This window comes from Kitasatospora sp. NBC_00315 (assembly GCF_041435095.1).
Classification (GTDB): domain Bacteria; phylum Actinomycetota; class Actinomycetes; order Streptomycetales; family Streptomycetaceae; genus Kitasatospora.
This window is the reverse complement of record NZ_CP108025.1, coordinates 2,830,236-2,846,042: the sequence shown is the minus strand read 5'-3', so window position 1 is coordinate 2,846,042 and position 15,807 is coordinate 2,830,236. Positions and strand designations below refer to the sequence as shown.

The following is a 15,807-nucleotide window of genomic DNA, read 5'->3' as shown; positions in this document are numbered from 1 at the left end:
CCCCCACGGTCACCGGCGGGCCGCCCCCTCACTTCCCCCCGGAGGGCGTTCCAGCATGGAGCTCAAAGAGATCACCGACGGCCTGCCGGATCCCGTCCGCAGGGCCTGGGAGCGCAGTCTGGCCGGCGGCCGCGCCGCCGTCACCCGCCGGGCGATGCTGCGCGCCGCCGTCCTCACCGCGGGCGCCGGCACCCTCGCGGCGTGCGGCATACCGGCAGCCAGGACGGCCGCCACCGGTGACTCGGCCGAGAACGCGGCCAAGGACCTCTCCGACACCGACAAGGTGGTGAACTTCTCCAACTGGCCGCTCTACATCGACACGGACGAGACGGACAGCGAGAAGCACGGCACCATCGAGGCCTTCACCGCCGCCACCGGCATCAAGGTCAGGTACACCGAGGACGTCAACGACAACGTCGAGTTCTTCGGCAAGGTCAAGCCGCAGCTGGCGGCCGGCCAGGACACCGGCCGCGACGTCATGGTGCTCACCGACTGGATGGTCGCCCGGCTGATCCGGCTCGGCTGGGTGCAGAAACTCGACCAGTCGAACGTCACCACGGCCATCACCAACATCGAGTCCCGCTTCCGCGCCCCGGACTGGGACCCGGGCCGGATGTACAGCTACCCCTGGGCCGGCATCCAGGTCGTGATCGCGTACAACGCGAAGGCCACCAAGGGCAAGCCGGTCACCAGCGTCAGCCAGCTGCTCGACGACCCCGACCTCAAGGGCCGGGTGACCTTCCTCTCCGAGATGCGCGACACCATCGGGATGACCCTGCTGGACATGGACAAGGATCCGGCGAACTTCACCGCCGACGACTACGACGCTGCCGTCGCCCGTCTGCAGAAGGGCGTCGACAGCAAGCAGATCCGCAAGTTCACCGGCAACGACTACGGCCAGGAGCTCTCCTCCGGAGACATCGCGGCCTGCCTCGCCTGGGGCGGTGACCTGATCCAGCTGAAGGCCGACAACCCCGACATCGAGTTCGTCATCCCGGAGAAGGGCTACGTCTCCTCCACCGACAACATGGTGATTCCGGCGAAGGCCCAGCACAAGGCCAACGCCGAGCACCTGATCGACTTCTACTACCAGCCGAAGATCGCGGCCCAGTTGGTCGCCGGCATCGGCTTCGTCTCCGCCGTCACCGGGATGCAGCAGGAGCTCGTCGCCCTCTCCCCGGACACCGCCGCCAACCCGCTGGTCGTCCCCACCCCCGAGATGGCCGCCAAGGTGCACGTCTTCCGCTCGCTGGCCGAGGCCGAGGAGAGCGACTTCGAGGAGAAGTTCTCCAAGCTGATCGGCGCCTGACCCTCCCCAACGGCCCAGCCCTGACAGCCGACCCCACCGGCGTCAGCCCCCACCGGCTTCAGACAGAGAGACACCATGACAGAGCAGCTGAGCGACGCGGCCGCGGGCGGCGACGTCCGCCTCACCGGCATAGGCAAGACGTACGGCGCGTTCACGGCCGTCCACCCGCTCGACCTGACCGTCCCCCAGGGGTCCTTCTTCGCCCTGCTCGGGGCCTCCGGCTGCGGCAAGACCACCACGCTGCGCATGATCGCCGGCCTGGAGGAGCCCACCAGCGGCACCGTCGTGATCGGCGGCCAGGACGTCACCGCGCTGCCCCCCTACAAGCGGCCGGTGAACACCGTCTTCCAGAGCTACGCGCTCTTCCCGCACCTGGACATCTTCGAGAACGTCGCGTTCGGCCTGCGCCGGCGCGGCCGCAAGGACGTCAGGAAGCAGGTCGAGGACATGCTGGAGCTGGTCGAACTCGGCCAGTACGCCCGGCGCAAGCCGCACCAGCTCTCCGGCGGCCAGCAGCAGCGCGTGGCCGTCGCCCGGGCCCTGATCAACCACCCGCAGGTCCTGCTCCTGGACGAGCCGCTCGGCGCCCTCGACCTCAAGCTGCGCCGGCAGATGCAGCTGGAGCTCAAGCGGATCCAGACCGAGGTCGGCATCACCTTCGTCCACGTCACCCACGACCAGGAGGAGGCCATGACCATGGCCGACACCATCGCGGTGATGAACGGCGGCCGGGTCGAGCAGCTCGGCGCCCCCGCCGACCTGTACGAGAACCCCGCCAGCACCTTCGTGGCCAACTTCCTCGGCCAGTCCAACCTGATTCCCGCCCAGGTCACCGGCAGCGACGGCGCGGACCTGCTGCTCACCGCCGGCGCCGCCCGCCTCGCCCTGCCCAGCGCCCGCTGCGTCACCGGGGCCAAGGAGATCTACCTCGGCGTGCGCCCCGAGAAGATCACCATCGCGCACGCCTCGGCCGAGGTCGCCGAAGGCCGCAACCGCCTCTCCGGCACCGTCGTCGACTCCAGCTTCATCGGCGTCTCCACCCAGTACGTCGTGCGCACCGACAGCGGCCAGGACCTCGCGGTCTTCGAGCAGAACATGGAGCGGGACACCCGGATCACCCCCGGCGCGCCCGTCGTCCTGCACTGGAACCCCGCTCACTCCTTCGGCATGGACGCCACCCAGGCGATCGACGCGGGCACGGGGGAGGAGGCGGCATGACGGCCACCACCGCACCCGCGCCCCCACAGGCGTCACCGCCCGACGGCGCCGCCGCCGCCCCGGCCGGCCGGCGCCCGCGCCGCAAGCTCACCGCGTACTGGCTGCTGCTGCCCGGCATCGCCTGGCTGGTGGTCTTCTTCGCGGTGCCGATGGTCTACCAGGCCTCCACCTCGCTGCAGACCGGCTCGCTGGAGCAGGGCTTCAGGCTCACCTGGCACTTCGCCACCTACTGGGACGCCCTGGACGAGTACAAGTGGCACTTCGTCCGTTCGTTCTCCTACGCCGCCATCGCCACCGTGCTCTGCCTGGCCGTCGGCTACCCGCTCGCCTACACGATCGCCTTCAAGGCGAGCAAGCGCTGGCGCAACGTCATCCTGATCCTGGTGATCGCACCGTTCTTCACCAGCTTCCTGATCCGCACGCTGGCCTGGAAGACCATCCTGTCCGACGGCGGCCCGGTGGTCGGCGTGCTCAACACGCTGCACGTCCTGGACCTCACCGGCGCGATCGGGCTGACCTCCGGGGACCGCGTGCTGGCCACGCCGCTCGCGGTGGTCTGCGGTCTGACGTACAACTTCCTGCCGTTCATGATCCTTCCGCTCTACACCTCGCTGGAGCGGATCGACCCGCGCCTGCACGAGGCGGCCGGTGATCTGTACGCCCGCCCGTTCACGACCTTCCGCAGGGTGACGTTCCCGATCTCGCTGCCGGGTGTGGTGGCCGGCACGCTGCTCACCTTCATCCCCGCCTCCGGCGACTACATCAACGCCCAGCTGCTGGGCTCGCCGAGCGAGCAGATGGTCGGCAACGGGATCCAGAAGCAGTTCCTGAACGTCCTGGACTATCCGACGGCAGCCGCCCTGAGCTTCATCCTGATGGCCCTGATCCTGGGCATGGTGACGGTCTACATGCGCAAGGCCGGGACGGAGGAACTGGTCTGATGTCCCGAATCTTCTCGTGGATCCGCGCCCACCTGGTGGTGCTCGCGGGCATTCTCGCCCTCGTCTACCTGGTGCTCCCCAACCTGGTCGTACTGGCCTTCTCGTTCAACAAGCCGGTCGGCAAGTTCAACTACGAGTGGTCCTCGTTCTCCACCGACGCCTGGACCAACCCCTGCGGCGTCGCCGACATGTGCCAGTCGCTCTCGCTGAGCCTGCAGGTCGCCGTGCTCGCCACGATCGGCGCCACGGTGCTGGGCACGATGGTCGCCTTCGCGCTGGCCCGCTTCCGCTTCCGCGGCCGGGCCGCCACCAGCGCGATGATCTTCCTGCCGATGGCGATGCCCGAGGTCGTGATGGCCGCCTCGCTGGGCACGCTGTTCCTCAACATGCGCATCCCGTTCGGCTTCGCCACCATCCTCATCGCGCACGTCATGTTCTGCCTGAGCTTCGTGGTGACGGCGGTCAAGGCCCGCGTGATGAGCATGGACCCACGGCTGGAGCAGGCCGCCCAGGATCTCTACGCCACCCCGGTGCAGACCTTCCTGCGGATCACCCTGCCGCTCGCCGCCCCCGGCATCGCCGCCGGCGCGCTGCTCAGCTTCGCACTCTCCTTCGACGACTTCATCATCACCCAGTTCAACTCCGGCCCGACCACCGTGACCTTCCCGATGTTCGTCTGGGGTGCCTCGCAACGGGGCATTCCGGTCCAGGTGAACGTCATCGGCACGGCCATGTTCGTCGCGGCGGTCGCCCTGACCGTCGGCGGGCAGTGGCTCGGGAACCGCCGTAAGGCGAGCACCTGACCTCCGGTCCGGACCGCCGCCCGCTGGGTACCCTCCAGTTGTTGTACCGAAATCACCATCAATGTCCAGAAAGTGGCTGATAATGCATGGACTCCGTCCGCGCGCTCAGTGACGCCAGGCCCACCCCCTTCTGGCTGGAGGATCCGGGTCGGCCGGAGGCGCTGCCCGCCCTCGTCGGAGACACCGGCTGCGACCTGCTGGTCGTCGGCGGCGGTTACACCGGCCTCTGGACGGCGCTGATCGCCAAGGAGCGGGACCCGTCGCTCGACGTCGTCCTGATCGAGGGCAACGAGATCGGCTGGGCCGCGTCCGGCCGCAACGGCGGCTTCTGCGCCGCGAGCCTCACCCACGGTTTCGGCAACGGCCTGCAGCGCTGGCCCGGCGAGCTGGCCGAGCTCGAACGCCAGGGCGCCGCCAACCTGCAGGCCATCGAGGACACCCTCAAGCGCTACGGCATCGACGCCGAGTGGGAGCGCACCGGCGAGATCGACGTCGCCACCCAGCCGCACCAACTGGAGGAACTGCACGAGATCGCCGAGGCGGTCGCCGGGTACGGCCTCGACCTGACGGTCCTGGACGCCGACGCGTTGCGCGCGGAGGTCGACTCGCCCACCTTCCTGGGCGGGATCTGGGACAAGGAGGGCGTGGCGATGGTCCACCCCGCCAAGCTGGCCTGGGGCCTCAAGCAGGCCTGCCTCGGCCAGGGCGTGCGGATCTTCGAACGGACCAGGGGCACCGACCTCGCCGAACACGGGACCGGCATGGCCGTCCGCACCCCGTACGGCCGGGTCTTCGCCCGGCGGGTGGCGCTGGGCACCAACGTCTTCCCGTCCCTGGTCAAGCGGGTCCGCCCGTACGTGGTGCCGGTCTACGACTACGCGCTGATGACGGAGCCGCTCAGCGATGAGCAGCTCGCCTCGATCGGCTGGAGCGGCCGGCAGGGGCTCGGCGACAGCGCCAACAAGTTCCACTACTTCCGGCTCTCGGCCGACAACCGGATCCTCTGGGGCGGCTACGACGCCGTCTACCAGTTCGGCGGCAGGGTCCGTGAGGAGTACGACCAGCGCCCGGAGACCTTCCGCACGCTGTCCGGCAACTTCTTCCGCTGCTTCCCGCAGCTGGTGGGACTGCGCTTCACCCATGCCTGGGGCGGCGCGATCGACACCTGCACCCGGTTCTCCGCCTTCTTCGACACCGCCTACCGGGGCCGGGTCGCGTACGCGGCGGGCTACACCGGCCTCGGCGTGGGCGCGACCCGGTACGGCGCCGAGGTGATGCTCGACCTGCTCGCCGGTGAGCGGACCGAGCGGACCGCTCTGGAGATGGTGCGCAGCAAGCCGCTGCCCTTCCCGCCGGAGCCGGTGCGGTGGGCCGGGATCGAGATGACCAAGTGGTCCCTCGACCGCGCCGACCACAACGGCGGACGCCGCAATCTCTGGCTGCGCACGCTCGACCGGCTGGGTCTCGGCTTCGACAGCTGAACCACCCGCTACGGGGCCACGGCGCCGGGGCGCATCCCTCCACGGGGTGCGCCCCGGCGCCGTCGTGCGCACCCGGGTCGAACCGTGCAGGACCGGTGGGGTCCGCCGGAACGCTGTAAGACTGCGCCGGCTTCCGCCTCTCCTAGCTGACGGCGGCGCTCGGACCGCCGCACCGCGGAGAGCAGAGGACGTGCGATGACGAGCACCGGAGCGACCGACGGGACGAACTGGCTGGCCGAGGCCTCCCGGGATCCGGCCGCCTGCCGGCACGCGTGGCGGCGAAGCGGCGCCGGCCTGATGATGCTGCCGGCCGGGCGGCGCTGGGACGTCCTGACGGTGCCCGGAACACTGGGGCTGACGGCGCTCGCGGTACTGAGCCGCGCGGCGGCCCGGCCCGGTCCGGTGCTCGCCGACCGCGGGTCCGAGAACGTCGGCTTCCTCGTCCCCCCGGGCACCGGGGCGCGCTTGCTGGGAACCGGCTTACGCGTGGCGGGGGAGGGCACCTGGATCGTGGTCCCGCGTCCGGGTGTGCGCGGGCGCGGGTTGCGCTGGCTGGTCGCACCGGACGGATCCGGGCGCCTCAACGCGCCCGTACCGCTGGAGCTCGCCCTGCACGAGGCGGCCGCCGAGCTGGCCGCCGACGGGCGCGCGGGCTCGGTCCGCCCCGGGCGTCGCCCCGGAGTGGGCCATCCGGACCACACGGCCGACGACCTGTAAGGCTGAATCCCGGATCCCCGTCAGCCTGCTCGTTGAGGGCGGGCGCCCCGGCGACCAGACTGGACGACGAGCGCGGTAGCCCCGTGATCCCGTCGCCCGGCCGACTGCTCGGGCGGCGCCGCACAAAGGGACCGGCGGTACGAGAGCCGCCCGGGACTTCGGAGGCAGACGATCTTGAGCAAGCCCAACGCGACCAAGCACCTCACCCACTGGATCGGCGGCGCGAGCGTCGCCACCGCCGGTTCCGCACCGCGCCGCGGCGAGATCTTCGACCCGGCCACCGGCCAGGTGGCAGGTCACGTCGACTTCGCCGGGATCGCCGAGGTCGACCAGGCGGTCGCCGCCGCGGCCTCCGCCTTCGCGGACTGGCGCAACGCCTCGGTGGCGAAGCGCACCACGGTCCTCTTCAGCTTCCGCGAGCTGCTCAACTCCCGTAAGGACGAGCTGGCCGCGATCATCGTCGGCGAGCACGGCAAGGTGCACTCGGACGCCCTCGGCGAGATCGCCCGCGGCCAGGAGGTCGTCGAGTACGCCTGCGGCATTCCGCAGCTGATCAAGGGCGGCTTCACCGAGCAGGCTTCCACCGGTGTGGACGTCTACTCGATCCGTCAGCCGCTCGGCCCGGTCGCGATCATCTCACCGTTCAACTTCCCGGCCATGGTGCCGATGTGGTTCTTCCCGATCGCCATCGCGGCGGGCAACACCGTGGTGCTCAAGCCCTCCGAGAAGGACCCGTCCGCCGCCAACTTCATCGCCGAGCTGTGGAAGGAGGCCGGTCTGCCGGACGGCGTCTTCAACGTCGTGCACGGCGACAAGGCCGCCGTCGACCGGCTGCTGGAGCACCCGGACGTCAAGTCCGTCAGCTTCGTCGGCTCGACCCCGATCGCCCGCTACGTCTACGAGACGGGCACCCGCTACGGCAAGCGCGTCCAGGCCCTCGGCGGCGCGAAGAACCACATGCTGGTCCTGCCCGACGCCGACCTGGACCTCAGCGCGGACGCGGCCATCAACGCCGGCTTCGGCGCAGCAGGTGAGCGCTGCATGGCGGTCTCCGTCCTGGTGGCGGTCGACCCGATCGGCGACGAGCTGGTCGACAAGATCAAGCAGCGGATGGCCACCCTCAAGGTCGGCCCGGGCTGCAACGGCGACTCCGACATGGGTCCGCTCGTCACCGGTCAGCACCGGGACAAGGTCACCTCCTACGTCGAGTCCGGTGTCGCCGACGGCGCCGAGCTGGCCGTCGACGGCCGCAAGCACCCGATCGCCGGCGAGGACGCCAACGGCGCGCCCACCACCGACGGCTTCTGGCTCGGTCCGACGCTGTTCGACCACGTGAAGCCGGGCATGTCCGTCTACAACGACGAGATCTTCGGCCCGGTGCTCTCGGTGGTCCGGGTCGGCTCGTACGACGAGGGCCTCGCGCTCATCAACGCGAACCCGTACGGCAACGGCACCGCCATCTTCACCAACGACGGTGGCGCGGCCCGCCGGTTCCAGCACGAGGTCGAGGTCGGCATGGTCGGCATCAACGTGCCGATCCCGGTGCCGGTCGCCTACTACTCCTTCGGCGGTTGGAAGGCGTCCCTCTTCGGTGACACCCACGCCTACGGACCGGACGGCGTCCAGTTCTTCACCCGCGGCAAGGCCGTCACCCAGCGCTGGCTGGACCCGTCCCACGGCGGGATCAACCTGGGCTTCCCGACCAACAGCTGAGCCCGCCCGTACGCCCCGCAGGGCCTGCCGACCGCGTCCGTCGCGGTCGGCAGGCCCTGTTTGCCTCGGCGACAGTATCGGCGTAGTGTTCCCTAGTCGCTCGACAGGGAGCACCGGACACGCAGTCAGCGCGGACGGTCCCGGGGCGGCCACTCCACGAACCACCTTCCTCTCCATCGCCATGGGGTTTCGCTTCGGCGTATTCCAGTGCGATTAATTGGCGTGTGTGGTTTCGGTGAATTGGCTCGGATTCGCCTTTCGGGGCGGGGCTGAGCTAAGGTTTGAGGCATCGGACGGGCCGTCAGGTCGGTTCGGTGAAAGCCTTCCGAAGGCCGGAACGCACGAAAGACTCTGGTAGAGTCTGGGAGTGCCGAAAGGCCGAAGGAAAGCAGGTCAGGGAAGCGAAACTCCGGTAAACGGAGCGGCGAACATCTGATAAGCTTGAAACACGAAAGAACGAAGCGCCCGGAGAGACCGTGAGAGCGGCTCGAAGGAAGTGTCCGTTCCTTGAGAACTCAACAGCGTGCCAAAAGTCAACGCCAGATATGTTGACATCCCCGGCCCGGGTCGTTCGATCCGGGTTGGAGATTCCTTTGGTAACAAAACACTAGCGAGGACGCAGTGCGCGGGGCTTCCCTATTCCGGGGGTCGCCGCGCCGCTCAACGCGGGTGGCCGCTCGATTACGAGCAGACATTCACGGAGAGTTTGATCCTGGCTCAGGACGAACGCTGGCGGCGTGCTTAACACATGCAAGTCGAACGGTGAAGCCCTTCGGGGTGGATCAGTGGCGAACGGGTGAGTAACACGTGGGCAATCTGCCCTGCACTCTGGGACAAGCCCTGGAAACGGGGTCTAATACCGGATATGACCTTCCTCCGCATGGGGGTGGGTGTAAAGCTCCGGCGGTGCAGGATGAGCCCGCGGCCTATCAGCTTGTTGGTGGGGTAATGGCCTACCAAGGCGACGACGGGTAGCCGGCCTGAGAGGGCGACCGGCCACACTGGGACTGAGACACGGCCCAGACTCCTACGGGAGGCAGCAGTGGGGAATATTGCACAATGGGCGAAAGCCTGATGCAGCGACGCCGCGTGAGGGATGACGGCCTTCGGGTTGTAAACCTCTTTCAGCAGGGAAGAAGCGCAAGTGACGGTACCTGCAGAAGAAGCACCGGCTAACTACGTGCCAGCAGCCGCGGTAATACGTAGGGTGCGAGCGTTGTCCGGAATTATTGGGCGTAAAGAGCTCGTAGGCGGCCTGTCGCGTCGGATGTGAAAGCCCGGGGCTTAACCCCGGGTCTGCATTCGATACGGGCAGGCTAGAGTGTGGTAGGGGAGATCGGAATTCCTGGTGTAGCGGTGAAATGCGCAGATATCAGGAGGAACACCGGTGGCGAAGGCGGATCTCTGGGCCATTACTGACGCTGAGGAGCGAAAGCGTGGGGAGCGAACAGGATTAGATACCCTGGTAGTCCACGCCGTAAACGTTGGGAACTAGGTGTTGGCGACATTCCACGTCGTCGGTGCCGCAGCTAACGCATTAAGTTCCCCGCCTGGGGAGTACGGCCGCAAGGCTAAAACTCAAAGGAATTGACGGGGGCCCGCACAAGCAGCGGAGCATGTGGCTTAATTCGACGCAACGCGAAGAACCTTACCAAGGCTTGACATATACCGGAAACGGCCAGAGATGGTCGCCCCCTTGTGGTCGGTATACAGGTGGTGCATGGTTGTCGTCAGCTCGTGTCGTGAGATGTTGGGTTAAGTCCCGCAACGAGCGCAACCCTTGTTCTGTGTTGCCAGCATGCCTTTCGGGGTGATGGGGACTCACAGGAGACTGCCGGGGTCAACTCGGAGGAAGGTGGGGACGACGTCAAATCATCATGCCCCTTATGTCTTGGGCTGCACACGTGCTACAATGGTCGGTACAAAGGGCTGCGATGCCGCGAGGCGGAGCGAATCCCAAAAAGCCGGCCTCAGTTCGGATTGGGGTCTGCAACTCGACCCCATGAAGTTGGAGTTGCTAGTAATCGCAGATCAGCATGCTGCGGTGAATACGTTCCCGGGCCTTGTACACACCGCCCGTCACGTCACGAAAGTCGGTAACACCCGAAGCCGGTGGCCTAACCCGTAAGGGGAGGAGCCGTCGAAGGTGGGACCAGCGATTGGGACGAAGTCGTAACAAGGTAGCCGTACCGGAAGGTGCGGCTGGATCACCTCCTTTCTAAGGAGCACATAGCCGGATGTGAGCGAATGTCTCACACGGTTGCTCATGGGTGGAACGTTGACTATTCGGCACGGTTCGGTCTCATCGACCGCGAGTACTGCGCTTCGGCGCGTGGAAAGCATCTGGTGGGGTTGGGTCGTGGCGGGCACGTTGTTGGGTCCTGAGGGAACGGCTGTGATGGTCGTTGCTTCAGTGCCGGTCCTACTTGAGATGCGTCGTGACGCGTTGATGGTGGGTGACTGGTCGTTGTTTGAGAACTGCACAGTGGACGCGAGCATCTGTGGCCAAGTTTTTAAGGGCGCACGGTGGATGCCTTGGCACCAGGAACCGATGAAGGACGTGGGAGGCCACGATAGTCCCCGGGGAGCCGTCAACCAGGCTTTGATCCGGGGGTTTCCGAATGGGGAAACCCGGCAGTCGTCATGGGCTGTCACCCATACCTGAACACATAGGGTATGTGGAGGGAACGCGGGGAAGTGAAACATCTCAGTACCCGCAGGAAGAGAAAACAACCGTGATTCCGGGAGTAGTGGCGAGCGAAACCGGATGAGGCTAAACCTGTTACGTGTGATACCCGGCAGGGGTTGCGTAGTAGGGGTCGTGGGAAAGTTCTTCAGTCGTCTGCCGGCGGCTGGGTGAGTCAGAAACCGTTGGTGTAGTCGAAGGACATGCGAAAGGTCCGGCGTAGAGGGTAAGACCCCCGTAGACGAAACATCAGCGGCTCACTTGAGCTTCTCCCAAGTAGCACGGAGCCCGAGAAATTCCGTGTGAATCTGGCGGGACCACCCGCTAAGCCTAAATATTCCCTGGTGACCGATAGCGGATAGTACCGTGAGGGAATGGTGAAAAGTACCGCGGGAGCGGAGTGAAATAGTACCTGAAACCGTGTGCCTACAAGCCGTGGGAGCGTCGGACGTGCAGCTTGCTGTGTGTCTCGTGACTGCGTGCCTTTTGAAGAATGAGCCTGCGAGTTTGCGGTGTGTAGCGAGGTTAACCCGTGTGGGGTAGCCGTAGCGAAAGCGAGTCCGAATAGGGCGTTTCAGTTGCATGCCCAAGACCCGAAGCGGAGTGATCTAGCCATGGGCAGGTTGAAGCGGAGGTAAGACTTCGTGGAGGACCGAACCCACCAGGGTTGAAAACCTGGGGGATGACCTGTGGTTAGGGGTGAAAGGCCAATCAAACTCCGTGATAGCTGGTTCTCCCCGAAATGCATTTAGGTGCAGCGTCACGTGTTTCTTGCCGGAGGTAGAGCACTGGATAGGCGATGGGCCTCAACGGGTTACTGACCTTAGCCAAACTCCGAATGCCGGTAAGTGAGAGCGTGGCAGTGAGACTGTGGGGGATAAGCTCCATGGTCGAGAGGGAAACAGCCCAGAACACCGACTAAGGTCCCTAAGCGTGTGCTAAGTGGGAAAGGATGTGGAGTCGCAGAGACAACCAGGAGGTTGGCTTAGAAGCAGCCACCCTTGAAAGAGTGCGTAATAGCTCACTGGTCAAGTGATTCCGCGCCGACAATGTAGCGGGGCTCAAGCACACCACCGAAGTCGTGTCATTGCAGCAATACCCCCAACGGGGGCTGTGATGGGTAGGGGAGCGTCGTGTTCCGGGTGAAGCAGCGGAGGAATCCAGTTGTGGACGGGACACGAGTGAGAATGCAGGCATGAGTAGCGATACAAGAGTGAGAAACTCTTGCGCCGATTGACCAAGGGTTCCTGGGTCAAGCTGATCTGCCCAGGGTAAGTCGGGACCTAAGGCGAGGCCGACAGGCGTAGTCGATGGACAACGGGTTGATATTCCCGTACCCGCTTTGAAGCGCCAACGTCGAACCTCTGAATGCTAAAGCCGTGAAGCCGGCCCGGAGTCTTCGGACAAAGGGACGTGGTGGAGCCGCTGACCCAACAGGGTAGTAGGTGAGCGATGGGGTGACGCAGGAAGGTAGTCCAGCCCGGGCGGTGGTTGTCCCGGGGTAAGGGTGTAGGCCGAGTGATAGGCAAATCCGTCACTCATTGAGGCTGAGACCTGATGCCGAGCCGATTGTGGTGAAGTGGATGATCCTATGCTGTCGAGAAAAGCCTCTAGCGAGTTTCATGGCGGCCCGTACCCCAAACCGACTCAGGTGGTCAGGTAGAGAATACCGAGGCGTTCGGGTGAACTATGGTTAAGGAACTCGGCAAAATGCCCCCGTAACTTCGGGAGAAGGGGGGCCGGAACTGGTGATGAGTCTTGCACTCTGAGCTGGGGCCGGCCGCAGAGACCAGCGAGAAGCGACTGTTTACTAAAAACACAGGTCCGTGCGAAGCCGTAAGGCGATGTATACGGACTGACGCCTGCCCGGTGCTGGAACGTTAAGGGGACCGGTTAGTCGAGATTCGTCTCGGCGAAGCTGAGAACTTAAGCGCCAGTAAACGGCGGTGGTAACTATAACCATCCTAAGGTAGCGAAATTCCTTGTCGGGTAAGTTCCGACCTGCACGAATGGCGTAACGACTTCTCGACTGTCTCAACCATAGGCCCGGTGAAATTGCATTACGAGTAAAGATGCTCGTTTCGCGCAGCAGGACGGAAAGACCCCGGGACCTTTACTATAGCTTGATATTGGTGTTCGGTTCGGCTTGTGTAGGATAGGTGGGAGACTTTGAAGCGGCCACGCCAGTGGTTGTGGAGTCGACGTTGAAATACCACTCTGGTCGTGCTGGATGTCTAACCTGGGTCCGTGATCCGGATCAGGGACAGTGTCTGGTGGGTAGTTTAACTGGGGCGGTTGCCTCCTAAAGAGTAACGGAGGCGCCCAAAGGTTCCCTCAGCCTGGTTGGCAATCAGGTGTTGAGTGTAAGTGCACAAGGGAGCTTGACTGTGAGACCGACGGGTCGAGCAGGTGCGAAAGCAGGGACTAGTGATCCGGCGGTGGCTTGTGGAAGCGCCGTCGCTCAACGGATAAAAGGTACCCCGGGGATAACAGGCTGATCTTCCCCAAGAGTCCATATCGACGGGATGGTTTGGCACCTCGATGTCGGCTCGTCGCATCCTGGGGCTGGAGTAGGTCCCAAGGGTTGGGCTGTTCGCCCATTAAAGCGGTACGCGAGCTGGGTTTAGAACGTCGTGAGACAGTTCGGTCCCTATCCGCTGTGCGCGTAGGAATATTGAGAAGGGCTGTCCCTAGTACGAGAGGACCGGGACGGACGAACCTCTGGTGTGCCAGTTGTCCTGCCAAGGGCATGGCTGGTTGGCTACGTTCGGGAGGGATAACCGCTGAAAGCATCTAAGCGGGAAGCCTGCTTCGAGATGAGTATTCCCACCTCCTTGAGAGGGTAAGGCTCCCAGTAGACGACTGGGTTGATAGGCCGGATGTGGAAGCCCTGTAAGGGGTGGAGCTGACCGGTACTAATAGGCCGAGGGCTTGTCCTCAGTTGCTCGCGTCCACTGTGTTGTTCTGAAACAACGACCCCGTTTTTCCCGGGCCACGGGGAGAGCGGTGCGGTGACAGTTTCATAGTGTTTCGGTGGTCATAGCGTGAGGGAAACGCCCGGTTACATTCCGAACCCGGAAGCTAAGCCTCACAGCGCCGATGGTACTGCAGGGGGGACCCTGTGGGAGAGTAGGACGCCGCCGAACAATCATTCCGAAGAAGCCCCCTCCCGTCCGGGAGGGGGCTTCTTTGCGTTAACGTCTCTGCCAGCACAACCTGAGCTCGGTGGAGAGGCGCGTCCAGTGCAGAACCTGACCCTTTCGTGGCAGACGGCCGGTGGCGCCTCGGTCGCCCTGTTCGCGGCCGCGTACGCGGCCAAGCGGGTCCGAAGACCGGCCGTCGGGAGCTTCTTGCGGGAGGCCGGCATCCTGCTCGCGCTCTTCGCGCTCTGGCAGCTGGTGGGCCGGCTCTCGCTGATGAGCGCGGATCACGCGCTGGACCGGGCGTCCTGGATCCATCGGACGGAGTTGAGTCTCGGCCTGCCGGACGAAGCCGCCCTGCAGCGCGCTGCGGTGCCGTACCCGGTTCTGGTGAAGGCCGCGAACTACTACTACGCCTCGATGCACTTCGCGGTGATGATCGCGGTGCTGCTGTGGGTCTTCGTACGTCATCGCGCGCGGTACGCCTGGGTGCGGACCACCGTCATGGTGACCACGGCGGTCTGCCTGGTGGTCCAGTTCATCCCGGTGGCGCCGCCCCGGATGTTGCCTGGGAACGGCTTCGTCGACGTGGCGGCGGAGTACGGGCAGTCCGTCTACGGCGGAGCGGTCGGCGGGGTGGTGGTCGCCGACCAGCTGTCCGCCATGCCCTCGGTGCACGTGGCGTGGTGCGTCCTGGTGGCGGTGGCGGTCATCACGGTGTCGCGCAGCTCCCTGCGCTGGCTCGTGCTGCTGCATCCGCTGCTGACCGTGTGGGTCGTCATCGTGACGGCGAACCACTTCTGGGCCGACGGGCTGGTCGGGGTGTTCATCCTGGCGCTGACCTTGGGCGCCCAGTGGGCGGTCCGGCGGCGCCGCGCGGCCCGGACGGCGCCGGCGGGGGCCGGGGAGCCCCGTACGGCCCCCGCGCGGGCCTCGGTGGGCCGCTGACCGGCTCGGGTGGCCCCGTCGGCACACCCGGGCGGCATCCGGCGCCCCCGGCACGCCGTGCCCCCTCGTACGGCCGGGGTGCCGTCCGCCGGTGCCGGACGAGCCGTACACCGGCGGGTGCACCCGTGGGCCGGGCCTCTTGAGGAGGCCCGGCCCACGGTGCGTGGAGCGCTCGGAGACCGAGTGCCCCCGCTACCTGACCGGCAGTACCGCCCGGCCCCAGCCGCTGTTGGTCAGCGCGGCGGTGGCGGAGTACCAGGCGACGAGGCCGGAGACCGCCGCGACCCACCCGGCGAACTTGCCCAGGCCGCCGGAGCCGGCGAACACGCCGATGGCGGACAGCGCCAGCGACAGGGCGAGCAGGCCGTAGACGGCACGGCTGAACAGGCCGGAGTTCCAGCCGGCGGCCGCCAGCGTGAGGGCCAGCAGCGTCCACAGCAGCAGGAACAGGCCGGTGGCGTTCTTGCCTGCCCCGCCCGCGCCGGACCAGACGGCCCAGAAGGCGCCGAGGCTGGTGAACGCGGTGCCGGTGAAGCCCTCGCCCGAGCGGAACTGCCAGAGGCCGGCGATGAACAGGGTCAGCCCGCCGACCAGGTGGGCGAGAGTGGCTGCGTCCTTGGCACCCGTGCCGCTGAGGATGCCGGTGGAGAGCAGTCCGTAGGCGAGGAGGGTGAGTCCGAGTGCGAGATATCCGAGGGAGCCGGCGTCGGCTCCTGATGGACGGGCGATCTGCGCCCCGGTAGCTTCGTTGCTCACCGGAGGCTCCTTTCACTCTGGGCGCGCCTGATGAGGCGCTGTCAATGCGAGCGATGAGGTGGCTGCGCTCGGCCGGGCCGTGGGCGCACGAAAGG

At 65.9% G+C, this 15,807-nt stretch carries 9 protein-coding genes and 3 rRNA genes; 11 read left to right on the top strand and 1 reads right to left on the bottom strand.

Annotated features, from left to right (window positions below):
• Positions 1 to 55 precede the first annotated feature (55 nt).
• The 11 genes from OG823_RS11300 (at position 56) to OG823_RS11250 (ending at position 14,956) form a co-directional block, all read left to right on the top strand.
• Positions 56 to 1,309: a PotD/PotF family extracellular solute-binding protein gene (locus OG823_RS11300; RefSeq protein WP_371479345.1), complete on the top strand. Its 1,254-nt coding sequence runs from the start codon at positions 56 to 58 to the stop codon at positions 1,307 to 1,309.
• A 75-nt stretch (positions 1,310 to 1,384) separates the two neighbouring features.
• Complete coding sequence (locus OG823_RS11295) at positions 1,385 to 2,527, top strand: ABC transporter ATP-binding protein (protein WP_371479343.1); 1,143 nt, start codon at positions 1,385 to 1,387, stop codon at positions 2,525 to 2,527.
• Positions 2,524 to 3,468, top strand: coding sequence for an ABC transporter permease (locus tag OG823_RS11290; protein ID WP_371479342.1), 945 nt, complete (start codon positions 2,524 to 2,526; stop codon positions 3,466 to 3,468). The genes OG823_RS11295 and OG823_RS11290 overlap by 4 nt, the downstream gene beginning before the upstream one ends.
• Positions 3,468 to 4,271, top strand: a complete 804-nt coding sequence (locus tag OG823_RS11285) for an ABC transporter permease (RefSeq protein ID WP_371479341.1) — start codon at positions 3,468 to 3,470, stop codon at positions 4,269 to 4,271. Before OG823_RS11290 ends, OG823_RS11285 begins: the two co-directional genes overlap by 1 nt.
• Positions 4,272 to 4,357: 86 nt before the next feature.
• Positions 4,358 to 5,752, top strand: a complete 1,395-nt coding sequence (locus OG823_RS11280; RefSeq protein ID WP_371479340.1) for an NAD(P)/FAD-dependent oxidoreductase — start codon at positions 4,358 to 4,360, stop codon at positions 5,750 to 5,752.
• 195 nt (positions 5,753 to 5,947) lie between these two features.
• On the top strand, positions 5,948 to 6,469 hold the full coding sequence (locus OG823_RS11275; RefSeq protein ID WP_371479338.1) for a bifunctional DNA primase/polymerase: 522 nt from the start codon (positions 5,948 to 5,950) through the stop codon (positions 6,467 to 6,469).
• 174 nt (positions 6,470 to 6,643) lie between these two features.
• Positions 6,644 to 8,182, top strand: a complete 1,539-nt coding sequence (locus OG823_RS11270; RefSeq protein ID WP_371479337.1) for a CoA-acylating methylmalonate-semialdehyde dehydrogenase — start codon at positions 6,644 to 6,646, stop codon at positions 8,180 to 8,182.
• Between the two features lie 694 nt (positions 8,183 to 8,876).
• A 16S ribosomal RNA gene (locus OG823_RS11265) occupies positions 8,877 to 10,400 on the top strand.
• A gap of 285 nt (positions 10,401 to 10,685) precedes the next feature.
• Positions 10,686 to 13,807: ribosomal RNA gene (locus OG823_RS11260) — 23S ribosomal RNA — on the top strand.
• A 90-nt stretch (positions 13,808 to 13,897) separates the two neighbouring features.
• Positions 13,898 to 14,014 (top strand): 5S ribosomal RNA (gene rrf / locus OG823_RS11255).
• Together the 16S, 23S and 5S rRNA genes form the textbook arrangement of a ribosomal RNA operon.
• Before the next feature lie 96 nt (positions 14,015 to 14,110).
• On the top strand, positions 14,111 to 14,956 hold the full coding sequence (locus tag OG823_RS11250; RefSeq protein ID WP_371479336.1) for a phosphatase PAP2 family protein: 846 nt from the start codon (positions 14,111 to 14,113) through the stop codon (positions 14,954 to 14,956).
• Between the two features lie 192 nt (positions 14,957 to 15,148).
• Here the strand turns inward: OG823_RS11250 and OG823_RS11245 are convergent, their stop codons facing one another.
• Entirely contained in the window at positions 15,149 to 15,712 is a 564-nt protein-coding gene (locus OG823_RS11245; protein WP_371479335.1) for an acetate uptake transporter, read from the bottom strand.
• Between the last annotated feature and the right edge of the window lie 95 nt (positions 15,713 to 15,807).

What these genes read in the sequence shown, in the direction of transcription:
- OG823_RS11300 (WP_371479345.1), top strand. Translation starts at nt 56, where the DNA reads ATGGAGCTCAAAGAGATCACCGACGGCCTGCCGGATCCCGTCCGCAGG.
- OG823_RS11295 (WP_371479343.1), top strand. Translation starts at nt 1,385, where the DNA reads ATGACAGAGCAGCTGAGCGACGCGGCCGCGGGCGGCGACGTCCGCCTC.
- OG823_RS11290 (WP_371479342.1), top strand. Translation starts at nt 2,524, where the DNA reads ATGACGGCCACCACCGCACCCGCGCCCCCACAGGCGTCACCGCCCGAC.
- OG823_RS11285 (WP_371479341.1), top strand. Translation starts at nt 3,468, where the DNA reads ATGTCCCGAATCTTCTCGTGGATCCGCGCCCACCTGGTGGTGCTCGCG.
- OG823_RS11280 (WP_371479340.1), top strand. Translation starts at nt 4,358, where the DNA reads ATGGACTCCGTCCGCGCGCTCAGTGACGCCAGGCCCACCCCCTTCTGG.
- OG823_RS11275 (WP_371479338.1), top strand. Translation starts at nt 5,948, where the DNA reads ATGACGAGCACCGGAGCGACCGACGGGACGAACTGGCTGGCCGAGGCC.